General features: G+C 72.0%; 14 protein-coding genes. 2 read left to right on the forward strand and 12 right to left on the reverse strand.

Going from position 1 to position 14336, the window contains the following annotated elements:
• Positions 1-116 precede the first annotated feature (116 nt).
• A complete protein-coding gene (locus ACZ7LE_RS00300) occupies positions 117-641 on the forward strand; it encodes a PDDEXK nuclease domain-containing protein (RefSeq protein WP_470401430.1) in 525 nt (174 codons plus the stop codon).
• 24 nt (positions 642-665) lie between these two features.
• Here the strand turns inward: ACZ7LE_RS00300 and ACZ7LE_RS00305 are convergent, their stop codons facing one another.
• Both ACZ7LE_RS00305 and ACZ7LE_RS00310 read right to left on the reverse strand, forming a co-directional pair.
• Entirely contained in the window at positions 666-1541 is an 876-nt protein-coding gene (locus tag ACZ7LE_RS00305) for a PKD domain-containing protein (protein ID WP_470401431.1), read from the reverse strand.
• Between the two features lie 44 nt (positions 1542-1585).
• Positions 1586-2179 carry a DUF6318 family protein gene (locus tag ACZ7LE_RS00310; RefSeq protein ID WP_470401432.1) on the reverse strand — a complete coding sequence of 198 codons (594 nt, stop codon included), beginning with the start codon at positions 2177-2179 and terminating at the stop codon, positions 1586-1588.
• Between the two features lie 285 nt (positions 2180-2464).
• Here ACZ7LE_RS00310 and ACZ7LE_RS00315 point away from each other — a divergent pair, with 285 nt between their 5' ends.
• On the forward strand, positions 2465-2671 hold the full coding sequence (locus ACZ7LE_RS00315) for a hypothetical protein (protein WP_470401433.1): 207 nt from the start codon (positions 2465-2467) through the stop codon (positions 2669-2671).
• A gap of 80 nt (positions 2672-2751) precedes the next feature.
• Here ACZ7LE_RS00315 and ACZ7LE_RS00320 read toward each other — a convergent pair whose 3' ends face one another.
• The 10 genes from ACZ7LE_RS00320 to ACZ7LE_RS00365 all read right to left on the reverse strand — a co-directional run bounded on the left by ACZ7LE_RS00320 (position 2752) and on the right by ACZ7LE_RS00365 (position 14118).
• Complete coding sequence (locus ACZ7LE_RS00320; RefSeq protein WP_470401434.1) at positions 2752-7365, reverse strand: LysM peptidoglycan-binding domain-containing protein; 4614 nt, start codon at positions 7363-7365, stop codon at positions 2752-2754.
• A complete protein-coding gene (locus ACZ7LE_RS00325) occupies positions 7365-7811 on the reverse strand; it encodes a pilus assembly protein TadG-related protein (protein WP_470401435.1) in 447 nt (148 codons plus the stop codon). The genes ACZ7LE_RS00320 and ACZ7LE_RS00325 overlap by 1 nt, the downstream gene beginning before the upstream one ends.
• A 38-nt stretch (positions 7812-7849) precedes the next feature.
• Positions 7850-8287: a TadE/TadG family type IV pilus assembly protein gene (locus ACZ7LE_RS00330; protein ID WP_470401436.1), complete on the reverse strand. Its 438-nt coding sequence runs from the start codon at positions 8285-8287 to the stop codon at positions 7850-7852.
• Positions 8287-8664: a TadE family protein gene (locus tag ACZ7LE_RS00335; protein ID WP_377227347.1), complete on the reverse strand. Its 378-nt coding sequence runs from the start codon at positions 8662-8664 to the stop codon at positions 8287-8289. Before ACZ7LE_RS00335 ends, ACZ7LE_RS00330 begins: the two co-directional genes overlap by 1 nt.
• Positions 8665-8675: 11 nt before the next feature.
• Entirely contained in the window at positions 8676-8963 is a 288-nt protein-coding gene (locus ACZ7LE_RS00340) for a hypothetical protein (RefSeq protein WP_470401437.1), read from the reverse strand.
• An 85-nt stretch (positions 8964-9048) separates the two neighbouring features.
• A complete protein-coding gene (locus ACZ7LE_RS00345) occupies positions 9049-9969 on the reverse strand; it encodes a hypothetical protein (RefSeq protein ID WP_377227349.1) in 921 nt (306 codons plus the stop codon).
• Between the two features lies 1 nt (position 9970).
• Positions 9971-10849 (reverse strand): type II secretion system F family protein, encoded by an 879-nt coding sequence (locus ACZ7LE_RS00350; protein WP_470401438.1) that lies wholly within the window; start codon positions 10847-10849, stop codon positions 9971-9973.
• Positions 10846-12501, reverse strand: coding sequence for a CpaF family protein (locus tag ACZ7LE_RS00355; RefSeq protein WP_470401439.1), 1656 nt, complete (start codon positions 12499-12501; stop codon positions 10846-10848). The genes ACZ7LE_RS00350 and ACZ7LE_RS00355 overlap by 4 nt, the downstream gene beginning before the upstream one ends.
• Entirely contained in the window at positions 12498-13415 is a 918-nt protein-coding gene (locus tag ACZ7LE_RS00360) for a hypothetical protein (protein ID WP_470401440.1), read from the reverse strand. The genes ACZ7LE_RS00355 and ACZ7LE_RS00360 overlap by 4 nt, the downstream gene beginning before the upstream one ends.
• Positions 13416-13419: 4 nt before the next feature.
• Complete coding sequence (locus ACZ7LE_RS00365; RefSeq protein ID WP_470401441.1) at positions 13420-14118, reverse strand: SAF domain-containing protein; 699 nt, start codon at positions 14116-14118, stop codon at positions 13420-13422.
• Between the last annotated feature and the right edge of the window lie 218 nt (positions 14119-14336).

The following is a 14336-nucleotide window of genomic DNA, read 5'->3' on the forward strand; positions in this document are numbered from 1 at the left end:
GTGTCGATTCGTTGCGTATACGCAACTCGGGTGGCGAATGTTGCAATCCCTCTACAGGGTTGAGCCATGAACCTTCTGACTGCTTGTGCCGAGCCCAGCGACCGGACCGGTGAGCGATGAACATGTTCCGGCGCACCGAATCCGGCCCCGAGGGGTTCGAGGACGTCATCGACGAGATCACCGAGTCGATTCGCCGCACCTTCACCGGCATCGTCGTCGACCACCTGGAGGACATCCTCGCCCTGCCGCACCGCCACATGTGCGTGGTGGACCGGCACATGGAGCTGATGGAGGACGAGCGCGACTACACCGTGGACCTGCTGCTCTTCCATGTGACCCAGCTGCGCTACATCGCGATCCAGGTTCACGTCGGTCGCTTCAATCCTGTCCTGATCGGCCGGACCCGATACACGGTGTCGCTGGTGGACGACCTCGTACGCATCCCCGAGACGCACCGCCCGACAGTCGGGATCCTGCTCTGCACCGACGCGCCGGCGGACCACCTAGCAGGCCCGGTCGCCGTCGCCCTGTACGACGATCTCTCCGACGAAGAACAGGCGAATCTGCCGCTGCCGCTCGAGCTCACCGAACTGGTGGACCGCTGTCTCGACACCACGACCGCCAAGCATGCGATGTCGTGAGCCGATCCGCCCCGGGCGCCCGCCTCAGCCGCCGTACAGGTCCTCCACCAGCCGGGCGCGCGCCTCCAAGATCTCCAGGTTGCCCGACGACGACGCGGTGGTCGCCTCTCCTGGCACGTCACGCCAGGTGGGCTCGCCGGCTAGCCGGAACTGCCCGCTCCAGGTGGTGGTGAGCGAGATGGTCGCCGTGCCCTGCCTCAGGTAGGAGTGCGCGATGGTGTGTGCGGGGTACGGAGCGCCCGGGTCGGTAGTGCTCAGCGGAGCCGTGCCGTCGCCGAAGTCCCAGGAGTAGCTGGTCGGAACTGCGCGGATATCCACAGGTATACCGAACAGTTCGGTGCGGACGGTTCGCGGTTCCCGATCGGTGAAAGCGATGGTGTCGGCGTTGACGAGGGTCCAACCGTCCGGCGGCTGTACGTTCACCTCCGACGGCGCGATCTGCATCTCCTGGAACGCCCGTGCCGCCGCGGCCGGGATGTCGACCTGGCGACGCCGTTCGGCCAAGCACGACTCATCCTCGACCAGTGCGGCGTCCGACCACTCGCCCGACACCTGACGCTGCTCGAACAAGGCGCCGACTGCCTGCTCGTCGTCCCCGCACTCGATGCCCTCGTAGGCGAGCTGGTGACCCTCGTCGCACGACTCGGCAAGAACTGTGGCACCACCAAGGTCCCGCAGGAAGCACAGGGCGGGAGTGATGCGCCATTGGCGTACGGGCGGAGACTGCGGATTCGGTGCGTGCCGGGGTGATGACTCGGATGCTGCATACGGCGTGGCCGCAGGAAGGCGCGCCTCAACTGTTATCGACGACTCCTGCGCTTGACCCTCGACCCCCCACGGATGAGGCGGATCTTCGGATCTTGCGGACGCCGGCAGCGCCGTGCCCACATTCATGAGCATCGCAAGCAGTAGAGCGTACTTCCAAGCGTGACATGACGACTTGGTCATCGGTCACCGCTTGGCTGAGGCGCAATTTCCACGATGACCCACTCAGTGTTGCGTCGGCCGACCTCAACTCGGGCGGTAAAGCTGGTGCTGGCGACGCGGTCTACCTGCCTCCCGTTCTGATCCCAAATCAGGATCTCGCTCTGTGACGTCAGGAAGTCAAAGGGAACGATGCCGGTCAGGTCATCTCGCTGGTACGTCTTCTCGAGCGTCGCTTCTGTCAAGCCGCCTTCAAAGGAACCATGCGTGTCTTGAAGCCAAGCCGCGTTCTCGATGGTCCCCTGACAGTATTCACACGCCCGGTGCGACATCGCCTCGAACTCCTCCGTGTCCCCCGTGGCCATCACGTACGGGTAGAGCTCGATGAAGTACTCCGCCGCTGCCGCAGCCCCCTCCGCGTCCTTGCGCTGCATCGCCTCGGGACGCTTCGGCTTGGCCGGCAACGACGCAGACGGGCTCGCGCTTGCCGCGGGCTTCGGGACACCGGTCGGGGACGGAGAAGGATCAGGCTCCGGCGGCGATCCCGTGCACGCCGTCAGCGCCAAGCCAGCCGTCACGACCAGCCCGACCGCGCGCATCACCATGCCGCTCATCCCGCACCCCGCCCCCTCGGCCACGCCGTTGCGTATCCGCAACGGCCGGGAATGACGCTAGCCCGGCCCCCGGGATCCGGAAAGTGCACCCTGTGGAAAACCTTGGGGACAGAGCAGCTTGCTGCCCGCGGGAACCGCCCGCCGCACCCGACATATCTGCCGATAGCACCGCCAAAGGGTGGCCAATATACGTTTCAAGTAGCGGATCACATTGTTCCTCTACAGGCTTACCACCATGACACCTCATCGCGTCGGCACCACCACGCCACGGCCGGCGAGCCCAGAATGAACAGGTACACCGTGGTCGCATACCGCGACGACCAGCGCTGGACGCTGCGCGCGGTCGGTGTCCCGGGCGCCGTCACCCAGGCGGTCTTCCTGGACGACGCCGAGACCGCCCTCCGCACCATGCTCGCCCGGATCACGGGTGAGGACATCGAGAGCTTCGCCATCGACCTCGCGCCGATCCCCGGCCCCGGCGGGTTCGACTGAGCGCACAGAGTTACGGACAGTAGACGTTGTCTACTGTCCGTAACACCGCTCCAGCGGCAACCGTCCCACAGAGCCCGATATCAGCCCCCCGTGCGCTCCCGCCGCCGTTCCTGCTCGTCCACCTGCGCCAGCAGTTCCTCGGTGTCCGGCTCGGGATCCATGGCGAGCTGCTCCAGATGGTCGCGCAGCCGGTCCACGAGCCGGCCTACCGCGTCCCGCCGGCCGGAGGCGATCTCCGCGCGGATCCCGTTGCGCCACGACCGCTCGTCCACCGGGTCGGCGAGCCGCCCCACCTGGGACGCGTGCCGCGCGGTCGCCACGTCGCCCTCCAGGAGCGCGCGACGGGCCACCTCGTGGGACACGTCCACCACACCCGACGAGATCGTGTGCATCAGCTGCTCGGCCCACACGTACTTGCGCAGCGGCACACCCTCGAACGGCTTGCCCCGCACCATGTCCAGCGCGGCGAGCAGGTCCGACGTCGGCGTCTGCGTGAGGTCCGGGCCCACGAGGTCGCAGAACTTGTGCCAGTCCGTAGCGACCCCGCGCAGGCGGTAACCGGCGGACTCGACGTCGGCCTGGCCGCCGTCGTCGGCGGACCAGTAGCGCGGCAGGTACTCGAAACCGCTCGGATCGGTGCCCAGCCAGCGGCGCGCCCGCGAGACGGCGGAACGCCGCGTCGCCAGGTTGGGTTCGCGCGAGGGCCACAGCGCCTTCGAGATGTCCGAACCCCGCGAGCCCGGGTTGAACGCCAGGAACGCGATCAGCTCGGTCGCCTGGCGTTGGTGCGTGGAGGGCAGCTCCACACCGGTCGTCCCGGCGAGCTCGACATTGCCCAGCACCCGCACGATCGGCGGCTCGGCCACAACCGGTTCCGGAGCCGGTTCGGCCGGACCCGACGTCTCAGCCGGCCCGCCCGTCCCGATCACGGGCGTCCCCAGCGGCGGCGTCGCCACGCTGACCGCGGCCCGCGCCCACGGCGAGAAGCTCTCGGGCACCCTGCCGTGGGTCGCCGGGGTCGCGGGACCAGCCGCCGTCCCCGTCCCGGTGCCGTAGGCGGACGGCGCGAGCGCCGTCGCCTCACCGACCACCACGTCCGAATCCGCGGCACCAGCGCGGACAGCTTCCACAGGGATCTCCTCGAGCGTCGGTTCGGTGCGGTCGATCGAACGGCTCCACTCGGGGCCGGGCGCGGTCTCGGGCTCGGCGAGCAGGGCCAGGGCCTGTGCGTAGGTCTCGGCGTCGAGCTGTTGCGGGCGCACCGCGATGTAGGCCGGCATGAGGATGCCGCGGGTGGTGTCGCCGTTGGTCAGGTCGCCGGTCAGGTCGAGCACCCAGTCCCCCACCTCCGCGCTGGACGTCACGGCCGCGATCCCGACGCTCGGCACGCGCTCGACGAGGCTCTCCAGCCTGGCGCGATCGGTCAGCCCGAGCCGCTCCCCGACGAGCAGGATCTCCGGCGTCCAGGCGTCGGTCGCCAACCCGCGACCGCGCGCCTCGGCCACGGAGGTGGCTCCGACCTGCGCCAGCGTACGGTCGACGTCGGCGGCGCGCGCCTCGAGCTCGCGCACGATCTCCGCAAGGCCCGCGACGTGCCGCACGCGGCCCGTGTCGACCACGCCCGGCAGCTCGCCGAGCGTTCCGACGACGGTGACCTGCAGGTCGTCCGCCCACAGGCTCGTGGCCAGCTCGACCGCGAGCGCCGCGAGGGTGGCCTGCGCGGCGGCGTCCGTGCCGCGGATGTCGAGGCACGCGAGGTTCTCGAGGTCGAGCATCAGGTGCGCGTCCTCGTCGTCGTGGCCGACGGTGACGAGGGCCGGGTAGGGCGCCTCCCCGTCCTCGGTCGCGCTGAGCCGGGCGGAGCCGACCTGCGCGGCCGCGTCGGAGTCGCCCGCCGCGAGCTGCCAGATGAACCGGTCGGTCGTGCTGGCCCAGGGTTCGGGCAGGTCGGAGGCGCGGTCGAGGTAGAGCTCGATGAACTCGCCGGTCTTGAGCCGCGCGATGCGCACCCCCGGCAGCGGCAGGCCACGTTCGCGGTGCCACAGCGCGAGGCTGCGCAGCGCGCGGTCCACCTGGTCGCGCCCGAAGGGGTCCTCGACGCCGTGCAGGTCGCGTTCCAGCGACCCCGCCGGCGTCTCCGGCCCGGGTACCACGATGGTCTCGCCCGGTTCGCGGCCCTTGCGCACCCGCCGCCGCTTCACGGCGACCAGCGCGAGCAGCCCCGCGGCGAGCAGGCCGCCGACGCCGGCCGCGGTGCGCACACCCACCGACTCGTCGATGTCCTCCACGAGGTCGGAGGCGACGTCGGTCGCCGAGTCCAGGAGCGACGGGTCGCTCGCGGCGGCAGTCGTGGCAGCGGCGGCCGCCGTCCCGGCCGCCACGGCGCCGGACCGGACGTCCGGGGTGGTCGGCTCGGCCGGGGCACCAGCCTCCACCGGTGCCGCCGCCTCCACGGGCGGCGACGACTCGACGGCGACCTCGGGAACGGACTCCCCCGCGACGGGCTCGTCGCTCGCGATGTCCTCGGGCAGCACGTCGTCCGCACCCTGGGGCGAGTCGATCCCCGTGCCCCCGACCGTGGTCGGCTCGACCTCGTCCTCCGGGACGAGCTGGGCTGGCTCCTCGATCACGCCGTCCAACGCGTTGCCCGGCGCCGGTTCGTCGCCGGACGCCGGATCGCCGCCCCAGGTCGTACCGCTCCCGGACGACGTCTCCTGCGCGGCCGGCTCGTCAGCGGCTGGTTCATCGCCCTGGTCCTGAGGGAGGAGCTCGTCGGCGATCAGCCCGCTGCCGGGGATCGACTCGTCGAGCGAACGTCCCTCCGGCGCCGACTGGTCCGGCTCGAGGTTCGGTTCGTTCTCGAGGTCCTCGGGCGTGACCTCGTCGTACTGGGGACCCTCGGTCTCCTGCGGTGCGGGCGGGGCCTCCGGAACGAGGTTGCCCTCGGCGGTCTGCTCCGGCTTCGGTTCGGGCTTGCCGCCCCCGGCGCCGGCGCCGTCCTTGCCCGCGTTGTCCTTGCCCGCGTTGTCCTTGTCGGCGTCGTCCGCGGCGGCGTCCCGGCCGCCGATACCGGCCGTACCGGTCGCGACGTCCGCGGGGTCGGGCTGGTCGGCACCGGCACGGCCCGCGTCGTCCCGCCGCTCGCCGGCTGCGCCGTCGGCCGGCGACCGCGGGGCGGCGTTCTGCCCGGCACGGTTCGGCTCGTCGGCGGCCGGGGCCTCCCCGGCGGGCCGCTCGTCCGACGGCGTCTGCTCGTCCTGCACGACGTCGTTCCCCGCGCCGCCCGGCTCCTCGATGTCCTCGGGCTCGACCTCGACCGATCCCTCGGGCGTCACCTCGGCGGACGGCGTGGCCGGCTCGGGAGCGGGCTCCTTCGCGTCGGCGCGCTGGCCGATCCTCGTGGCACCCACGGCGCCCGACAGGCCGCCGTCGGCCTGGGCCTCGTCGCGCGAGCCCTCCGCCTCCGGTGCCGACCCGGCCTCGCCCGGCGTCGCGGCGTCCGAACCGGCGTCCGAATCGGCCGGCTGCTCCGCACCCGCGTCCGTGGACTCCCCGTCGGACGCCGACTCGTCGGTGTCGTCCGGCGCGGGCTGCGCGGCGTCGTCGCCCCGCGTGCCTTCCTCGTCCGGCACGGCCTCCCCCGCGCCCGGAACGGTCACCGTCCAGCCCGGGTAGATGAGGTCGGGGTCGGTGAGCCGCTCCCCGCCCGGCTGGTCCGTGGCACGCGACGCCTCGAAGACCTCCGGGTACTTCGTGCCGTCGCCGAGCTCCTCCTCGGCGATCCCCCACAGGGTGTCGCCCGGCTCGACGACCACCTCGGCTGCGGCCTTCCCGGGATGGGTCACGTCGACGGCGTCCTCGTCGTCCGGGCCGGCCTTCGACGGGCCGATCCCGACGGGATCGTCGCCGTCCGCACCGGTGAGGACGACGTCGGCGCCCCCGGCAGCCTCCGCGGGCAGCCGCAGCACCCAGCCCGGCTCGATCCAGTTGCCGGCGTCGAGCGCGCTGCCGTCGGCCTGCGGCACGCCGTAGTTCAGGTCGGCGATCTGCTTGAACCGCGCGCCGTCGCCCAGGGTCTGCTCGGCGATCCGCCACAGCGAGTCGCCGGGCTGCACGGTGTAGGTGGGCGACGGCGCCTCGTCCGCACCATCCTTCTGCTCCGTCGCTCCCGTCGAGACGTCCGCCGGGAGGGCGGCCTCCGACGAGACCGGCGCCGTCACGACCGTCCCGGTCTCGGCGACCTCCACCGGCGTCGTCGCCGCCATGGCGGGCGACACGGACGGTGCCGCGACCAGCATCGTGATCACCGCACCCACCAGCACCGCGGCCGCGCGCTGCTGCGCGCCGAGCCCGCGCACGTGCGGCGACCGGTGCCCGCGCAGCGCCGCGACCACCTCGATGACCACCGCGATCGCGAAGGTCAGCCACGCGACCCAGCCGACGATCTTGATCAGCCCGATCAGCACCGAACCGGTCACGTCGGGGCTGCTCAGGATCGAGATGATCTGGCCCACGCTCACGGGTCCGGTCCAGATCGGCCCGCCGAGCACCCACAGGCCGACCGGGATCCCGACGACGAGCGCGCACAGGAGCAGCGCCGCACCGAGCCCTCTCAGCACGCGCGCGCCCGTACCCCGCCGCGGTCCGCCGGGTTTACCGGTCACCGCACGACCCTGCACTGTCGAGGTGCTCATCAGGATTCCTCCTGTCCTATGCCGCGGACCGCCCGCGCCTCGGCATCCGCCGTGACACGGAGCGAGCTGATTCCGATCAACGTCAGGAACGTCGTCTTGTAGGTGACCTGGGTGCCCACGGTGACGGTGGCGCCGTTCACGCCGGTCACCCCGCCCTGCACCCCCAACGCGCCGAGCGTGTCGGCGGCAGCCTGTGTCGCGCGCCCGGGATCCACCTCGGGGGGCAGTCCCAGCTGCGCGCGGTCGATCCGGATCTGCTGTGCGGCGGCCCGGGCCGCCTGGTCGGCGGCGTACTCGGCCTCGTCCTCGGCGTGCAGTCGCCCGCCGCCGTCGACCACGAGGCCGATCGCGATGATGAGTGCCGGCACCATGCCGGCCGCGAGGATGTTGATCTCGCCCCGCTCCCGCACCCTCCGCGCCCCCGCCGGCGTCCGCCCACGTCGCATCCACCCACGCCGCACCAACATGCGCCCAGCCCCCCTGGTCATGACCGCCCCCGATAGGCGTCGAGCACCGACGTCCCGGTCGCACTGATCGTCCGCGAACCGGGTGCTCCCGGCAGCCCGAGATCCCGCAACGGCACCACGCACTCCACCCGCACCGTGATGGTCCCGACCGTCCCGAGCGGCAGGTCGAACGCGTCCGTCGTCGGCCGGACCGACGTCGACGAGCACCGCACCCCGGAGTTGACCAGCGTCGACGTCGCCGTCGACGTCGCCTGCACCCCGGCCACGCCTGCCGTCCGGCTGATCGACGCCGCCCGCGCGGCCTCGTTCGCGGCCGACTGCACCACGCCCTCGGCCAGCACGATCCGGCCCGCCATGATGAGCAGCAGCCCGATCAGCAGCAGCACGGGAAAGATCACGGCGGTGTTGATCGCCACGTTCCCGCGCTCGTCCGCGCCTCCTTCGGGCCCGCTCATCAGCCGTTCACCGCCGACGTGAACCGCTCCACGGGCCCTGTCGCCGACTGCTCCACCCGCAGCCCGCGGAAACCCGGCACGATCGATGGCGCCAACCCGGTCACCGTCGCGGTCGCCATCTCCTCGCCGCGCGTCACCGAGACCCGGACCGAGGCGAACGCGTCGCCCCCGCGCGCGAGCCGCGAGGCGGCCTCCGCGTACCCCGAGTCGACGCTGCCGCCCTCCACGCGCGCGGCCTGCACGGCCCCGTTGGCCACGGACTGCGCCGTGTTCTGCGCGTGGAAGTAGAGCACCCCCTGCACCATCCCGAAGATGAGCATCAGCACGATCGGGTAGGTCAGGACGGTCTGCAGGGAGGCGGCACCGCGCTCGTTCATCCGCTACATCCCTAGAGCTGAGCCATGTACTCGTCGACCAGGCCCTTGATCGCCGCACCGAGCGCGATGGCGATACCGAGACCCACGACGGACAGCACGACCACCTCGATGGACTCCAGGCCGGCGTCGTCGGGCTCGCCCGCACGGCCGGACGTCAGGCGACGACGGAGCTCGGCCGAGCGCTCGACGAAGCGGACGTTGAGGGCGTCGACGCGACCGCGCGCCGCGGCCGCGCGCAGCGACGCCCGGGCAGCGACTCGCGACGCCGCCGTCCGGCCCTGGCTCAGGTGCTGGTTCATGGTGACTCCTGGGGTGATGTCGACTTCAACAAATGGGTAAGAAGCGGTTCGTGTGACACCGCGACGCCGCCGGGGGCGAGCCGGCTCAGGGTGCAGTCTGAAACATAGTGACCCCGATTGGAAAGATGAGCATCAAAAAGTACACAAATACGGTAAGTGTCCCCGGGACGGTCATCCGGACCGTCGCGTCGTGCGCGAGCTGCTGCTCGACGTCGAGCTGCGCGTCCCGCATCGCGGCCGCCTTGGACTGCAGCTGGTCGTGGATCGCCGAGCCCTGGGTACCCGCGAGCTCGACGATCGAGGCGACCTCGCCCAGCGCGTCCACCTCGACCTCCTCGCCCAGCTCGCGCAGCGCCACCCACGGCGCCTGGCCCTCCCAGCGGCTGCGTTCGAGCGCCGCGGAGATCCGCCGGAACGGCCACGACTCCGCCACCTGCGCCGCGGCGAAGGTCGCCTGGGTGGCACCCGCCCCGGAGACGCGCTCGATCGCGAGCAGCTCGAGGTAGGTCGACACGGCCCGCGCGAACTCCTGCCGGGCTCGCCTGGCCTTCGACCGGGCGTCGAGGTCGGGCAGGAACCAGGCGCCGAGGGCGAGCACGACCGCCGCCCCGAACGGCACCGAGACCGGCATCCCGAGGTTGAGCAGCCCGACACAGAGCCCGAGGAAGGGCACCGCCACCAGCACGATCACCGTGCCCAGCGCCTTCTCGCCGTAGTGGTCGGTCGCGGTCTTGCCGATCAGGTCCAGGTCGGCCCGGGTCGGACCGCCGCGGCCCAGCAGGGAGAGCGGCAGCCGGCGCTGCGCCCATGCCCCGAACACCTGCGTGTATCGCTGGGTCGCGGTGAGCTCGGTGCCGTCGGACACCGTGATGGGCTCGACCTTGTCGTCGCCGCTCATCCGGTCCAGCGCGGACTGGAGCCGCGGCGTCGACGGAAGGAGCTCCCGCACGACGAGGAACAGGCCGAGTCCCGCGACCAGGCCGCTGCCGATTGCCCAGGGCCACATGTCAGACCTCCCGCTCGTGCGGCAGGAACCGCGGGATCGGCTGGCCGAGGCTGATCCTGCGCATCCACAGCAGGCAGACCACGTACGCGCAGAACAGCACCACGGCCACGACCTGGCCCAGCGGCGAGTCGTACCCGCTCAGGTACCCGGACATCGCCGTGGCGACCAGCACCACGAGGGTCACGATGGTCACCCAGCGCACCGTCGCCCGACCGGTCGCGCGCTCGGTCTCGATCTCGCGCCGCGCCTTGGCCTGCGCCGACAGGGACTCGGCGAGCTGCCGGAGCGCGGGCGCCACGGCGCCGGTCCGGTTGTCCGACTCCAGGATCATGGCCGACGCGATCATGTCGGCCGAGTAGTCGTCCATCTCCTCCGCCCAGCGGTACAGGGCGGGCTTGATGGGCTGGCGCGCCTCCAGGCGCGCCACCAGCCGGGCGAGCGACGGCCGCACGGACGGCGCGGCACTGTGCAGCGTCGCGGCGATCCCCTGCTCCAGCCCGACGGCGCCGCCCGACAGCACGCCGATCAGCGACCGCACCCAGGCGGTCAGGTCGGTCAGCTTCTCCACCTCGTTGGACTGGGTGGTGGTGCGGAACAGCGACGGCAGGCCCACGATCAGCACCGGCACGATGAGCACGAGCGACCACCAGCCGGTGACGATCCCGACCACCAGGCCCACGGCCGCGCCGATGCCCAGGATCTTGCGCTGCGGGTAGAGCGGCCCGCCCTTGGTCAGGCCCAGCAGGCGGAGCAGCCCGTGGAACGGCGGGGTGGTGCGCTTCGGCCTCGGCGTCGGCTCGTACCGCTGCGCGCCGACGACGACGAACCACACCCCGAGGCCCAGGCCGAGGCCGGTCAGCACCGCGATCAGGGTGGTCATGAGGTCTCCCAGAGCCCGTCGCGGTAGTTGAGCAGGCTCGCGTCGAAGCCCTCGGCTTCCAGGTCCGCGAGGAACGACGGCGTCACCTTGGGCACCGCGCGACCGCCCGGGCCCGGTTCGAACACGTCGGTGATCGCCACCGGGTTGCCGGCCTCGCCGCGCGTCACCTCGATCACCTCGGAGACGTAGCGGACCCGCCGCCCGTCGCCCCCGGAGTCGACCCGGAGGAAGACGATGAGGTCGATCGACTGCGCGACCTGCCGGTACGCATACGTCTCCGACAGCGTCGAGTCCTGCACGGCCATACCGACCAGGCGTTCGACGACGTCGCGCGCGCCGTCGGCGTGCACCGTGGACAGCGAGCCGTTACCCATCTGCATGGCCTGGAACATGGACACGATCTCGGGCCCGCGCACCTCGCCGACGATGACGCGGGAGATGTTGTGCCGTAGCGACTCGTACACGTTGACGTTCGTGTTGATCTCGCCCACGCGGCGGCCCGACGTGTTCATCTCGCCCGAGCCCTCGCGCGTGCGCAGGGCGACCACGCGCTTGTGCTTGTCGGGCTCGAGGTGCAGGTAGAGCTCGTAGTCGGTCTCGATCGTCGCGATGGACTCCCACGGGTCCAGCCCGGCGCAGAGCGCGCGCAGGAGCGTGGTCTTGCCGCTGCCCTGGCCCTGGCCGGACACCACGATCGACTTGCGCGCACGCACCGCCGCCGTGAGGAACTCGACCAGCACGGCATCGATGGTGTGGTTCTCGCGCAGCAGGTCGAGGTCGACCGACTGCAGGCGCTGCAGGCGGATGGTGACGCGCGGCCACGGGACCACCCAGCCGACGGCGGCGAGGCGCACGCGCCCGGGCAGGTCCAGGTTGAGGAACGGGTTGGCCCGGGTGAACGACCGCTCGTTCGCCGGGTCGCGCGCCGCGAGGAACTGCAGGAAGTCGATGAGCTCCGCGTCGGAGTCCGCGATGGGCTCCGCGTACATGCGGCGCCCGTCGCCCATCAGCAGGAGCACCGGTGCGGTGCCCGTGATCTCGATGTTCTCCACGTCGGGCGTGTCGATGAGCGGCTGCAGCCGGCCCAGGCGGAAGAGCGCGTCGAACAGGGCACGCGTCACCTCGACCTGGTACTCGGTGGTCCAGTTGCGCTGACCGCCCGACAACAGGGCGTCGTTGTGGTCGCGCACCACCTGCTGGATCAGCTCCTGGCCCAGGGCCTCGCGCTGCTCCTCGTCCAGCTCGCGTGCCGCGAGCGCCGTCGTCAGCCGGGAGGACACCTCGCCGCGCAGGCTGTTGACCTGGCGCCAGAACTCGGAGTCGCGCAGCCGCGGGTTGCCGGGCTGGCCGTGATACTCCCGCTCGGCCCGGGCCACCGCCCCGACCCAGGGCGAGGTCCCGCCGCCGGACGACGGCGGCGCACCTCCCGCGGGTGGCGCGAGCCCGGCACCCGCGGGCTCGACGGTGCGGGTGCCGCCGTTGCCCGGCTCCGCGGCCGGCGGGGTCCAGGTGTTCTGCACGGCGGCAGGGCGTCGGCCCGGCATGGTCTCCGCATCGGTGGCAGGGGCACGACGCGGAAGGGCCGGGGCCCGGTCGTCCGCGTCGTGGAAGATCGGCAGGGAGGAGAGGTCGGGGAACTCGGGTGTGCTCACGCGTCACCCCTTCCGTCGCCCGGCCACGGTCCGGCGCCCTGCACGCTCCACGACGCGGAGCGTGCGCTCGTACCGAACTGCTCGGGCGGACGCCGCGGGCCGGTCCCCCGGCCCACCTCGCGCGGCCCGGTGGAGAACCGGGCGCGCCGCTTCTCCGTACGGTCCTGGAGGCGGGAGATCACCGGGGCGGCGGAGCGGACGAGCGGGGACGTCGAGTACCGCCGTCCGGCGGGCGAGCCCACCGACAGCACCTCGGCGTTCACCGGGTCCCAGGCGAGCGAGCCGACGGTGCCCAGGCCGAGCGTCCGCGCGATCTCGTTCGCGTCGTAGGGCCGGCCGGGCCCGATGGTCAGGGCCGTGAGGTTGGTCAGGTCGCGTGCCGCGGCGTCGACGACGGACGTGCGGGACTTGACGAGCTCGCGCGTCACCGCGATGTCGGGCAGGCGGGACCCGGTGGTGATGAGCACCTGGTCCGCGAGGCGGACGATCGGCTCGCGGTCCTCGCGCACGGCACCGCCGGTGCCGAGCCGGCCGAGGTCGACCAGCACGTCGATGCCCCCGCGCTCCAGCGCCACGAGCTGGTTGGCCAGCGGCCCCCAGAGGTTCGCGACGGCGGGAGCGGTGTGCGGGCTGACGATGCCGGGGAGCAGCTTCTTGTCCGGATCGTTTCGAACGAGGGGAATCGTCTGCTCCCAGAACGCTGCCTCGAGATCGCCGTGGGAGTGTGCGATCGCGAGCGGCTGCAGGCCGCGGTCGTGCGGGAGCTGACCGCGGAAGTACCCGGCCAGGATCGACGACCCGGCAAGGTCGGCCTCCACGAGCAGCACGGGGCGAGGCCACTGGAGCGCCAGCACGAGGGCAGCCGTCGTCGTGCCCGGCGAACCCTTGGCGTTGGCCAGGGCGATGAGTGCCACCGGATCACCCGGCCCCGACGGCGTCGAGGATGATGGCGACCCGGCCGGTCGCGGCGCGGGCCGCGAGACCCGCCGCGTTGCCGGAAGCCACCTGCACGTCGACGACCGTCTGGTCGCCGAGCGCGGCGTCGGTGCTGACCTGGACCACCGTGGCGGTGATGGCGAACGGGGCCTCCACCGGCGGCTCGCCGCCGGTGGCCGGCGTCTCGACGACACGCACGGCGTCGCCGGCCTGCAACGGGGTGGTCGGCATCTGGCTGGGCGTCAGCGCGACGCCCACGATGGACTGCCCGGACGGCGGCGCGAGCTCCTCCGCGAAGCTGTCGGGCGTCAGGAGCTGGCCCGCCTTGAGGTCGGCCGTGGCGATCTTGCCCTCGACCAGCTTGAAGTCGTCGGCAGAGACCGTGCTGAGCGAGCTCGGTCCCGTCGGCAGCTCGGCGGTCACGATGTCGCCCGCCGTGATCGCGGTGCCGCGCGCGATGTTCGTGTTGACGGCCAGCACCTGGGTGGTCTCGCCGAACATGCTGGTCACGTAGACGCTCGCCAGCACGCTCAGCGCCACGAGCGCGAGACCCAGGGCGATGAGGGCGGGCCGACGTCGGGCGCGCGTGGGTTTGAGCGGCCCGGGGGGTGCGGGTCGCTGGGGTCTTGCCGCGGACCGGGCGTGCTGTTCCTGGTTCGCGACCTTCGTGCCACTGCTCACCGTGCCGTCTCCTCCGAGCCCATCGACAGAGTCCGCCAGGGGTCTTCCCGGAGCGGAACCCGTCGAGGATCCCATGCCTGCGCCTGTCTCCACCGTGCTCCCGCCCGTGCTGTCGAGGGCTTCCTGCGGTGTCACACGCGTGTCACCGCAGGTAATCCTCATCCAGACGGGCTAACCCGGCAGGTTGAACGCTAATCAGCGTTCCGGGTGCTCGCCAG

The sequence above is a fragment of the Promicromonospora sp. NPDC110617 genome (genome assembly GCF_055598465.1).

Bases quoted from the DNA above. Each gene is read 5' to 3' on its own strand.
- ACZ7LE_RS00345 (WP_377227349.1), bottom strand. From the start codon at position 9,969: ATGTGGCCCTGGGCAATCGGCAGCGGCCTGGTCGCGGGACTCGGCCTG.
- ACZ7LE_RS00320 (WP_470401434.1), bottom strand. From the start codon at position 7,365: ATGAGCACCTCGACAGTGCAGGGTCGTGCGGTGACCGGTAAACCCGGC.
- ACZ7LE_RS00310 (WP_470401432.1), bottom strand. From the start codon at position 2,179: ATGAGCGGCATGGTGATGCGCGCGGTCGGGCTGGTCGTGACGGCTGGC.
- ACZ7LE_RS00340 (WP_470401437.1), bottom strand. From the start codon at position 8,963: ATGAACCAGCACCTGAGCCAGGGCCGGACGGCGGCGTCGCGAGTCGCT.
- ACZ7LE_RS00350 (WP_470401438.1), bottom strand. From the start codon at position 10,849: ATGACCACCCTGATCGCGGTGCTGACCGGCCTCGGCCTGGGCCTCGGG.
- ACZ7LE_RS00330 (WP_470401436.1), bottom strand. From the start codon at position 8,287: ATGAGCGGGCCCGAAGGAGGCGCGGACGAGCGCGGGAACGTGGCGATC.
- ACZ7LE_RS00300 (WP_470401430.1), top strand. From the start codon at position 117: ATGAACATGTTCCGGCGCACCGAATCCGGCCCCGAGGGGTTCGAGGAC.
- ACZ7LE_RS00315 (WP_470401433.1), top strand. From the start codon at position 2,465: ATGAACAGGTACACCGTGGTCGCATACCGCGACGACCAGCGCTGGACG.
- ACZ7LE_RS00325 (WP_470401435.1), bottom strand. From the start codon at position 7,811: ATGCGACGTGGGCGGACGCCGGCGGGGGCGCGGAGGGTGCGGGAGCGG.
- ACZ7LE_RS00335 (WP_377227347.1), bottom strand. From the start codon at position 8,664: ATGAACGAGCGCGGTGCCGCCTCCCTGCAGACCGTCCTGACCTACCCG.
- ACZ7LE_RS00305 (WP_470401431.1), bottom strand. From the start codon at position 1,541: ATGCTCATGAATGTGGGCACGGCGCTGCCGGCGTCCGCAAGATCCGAA.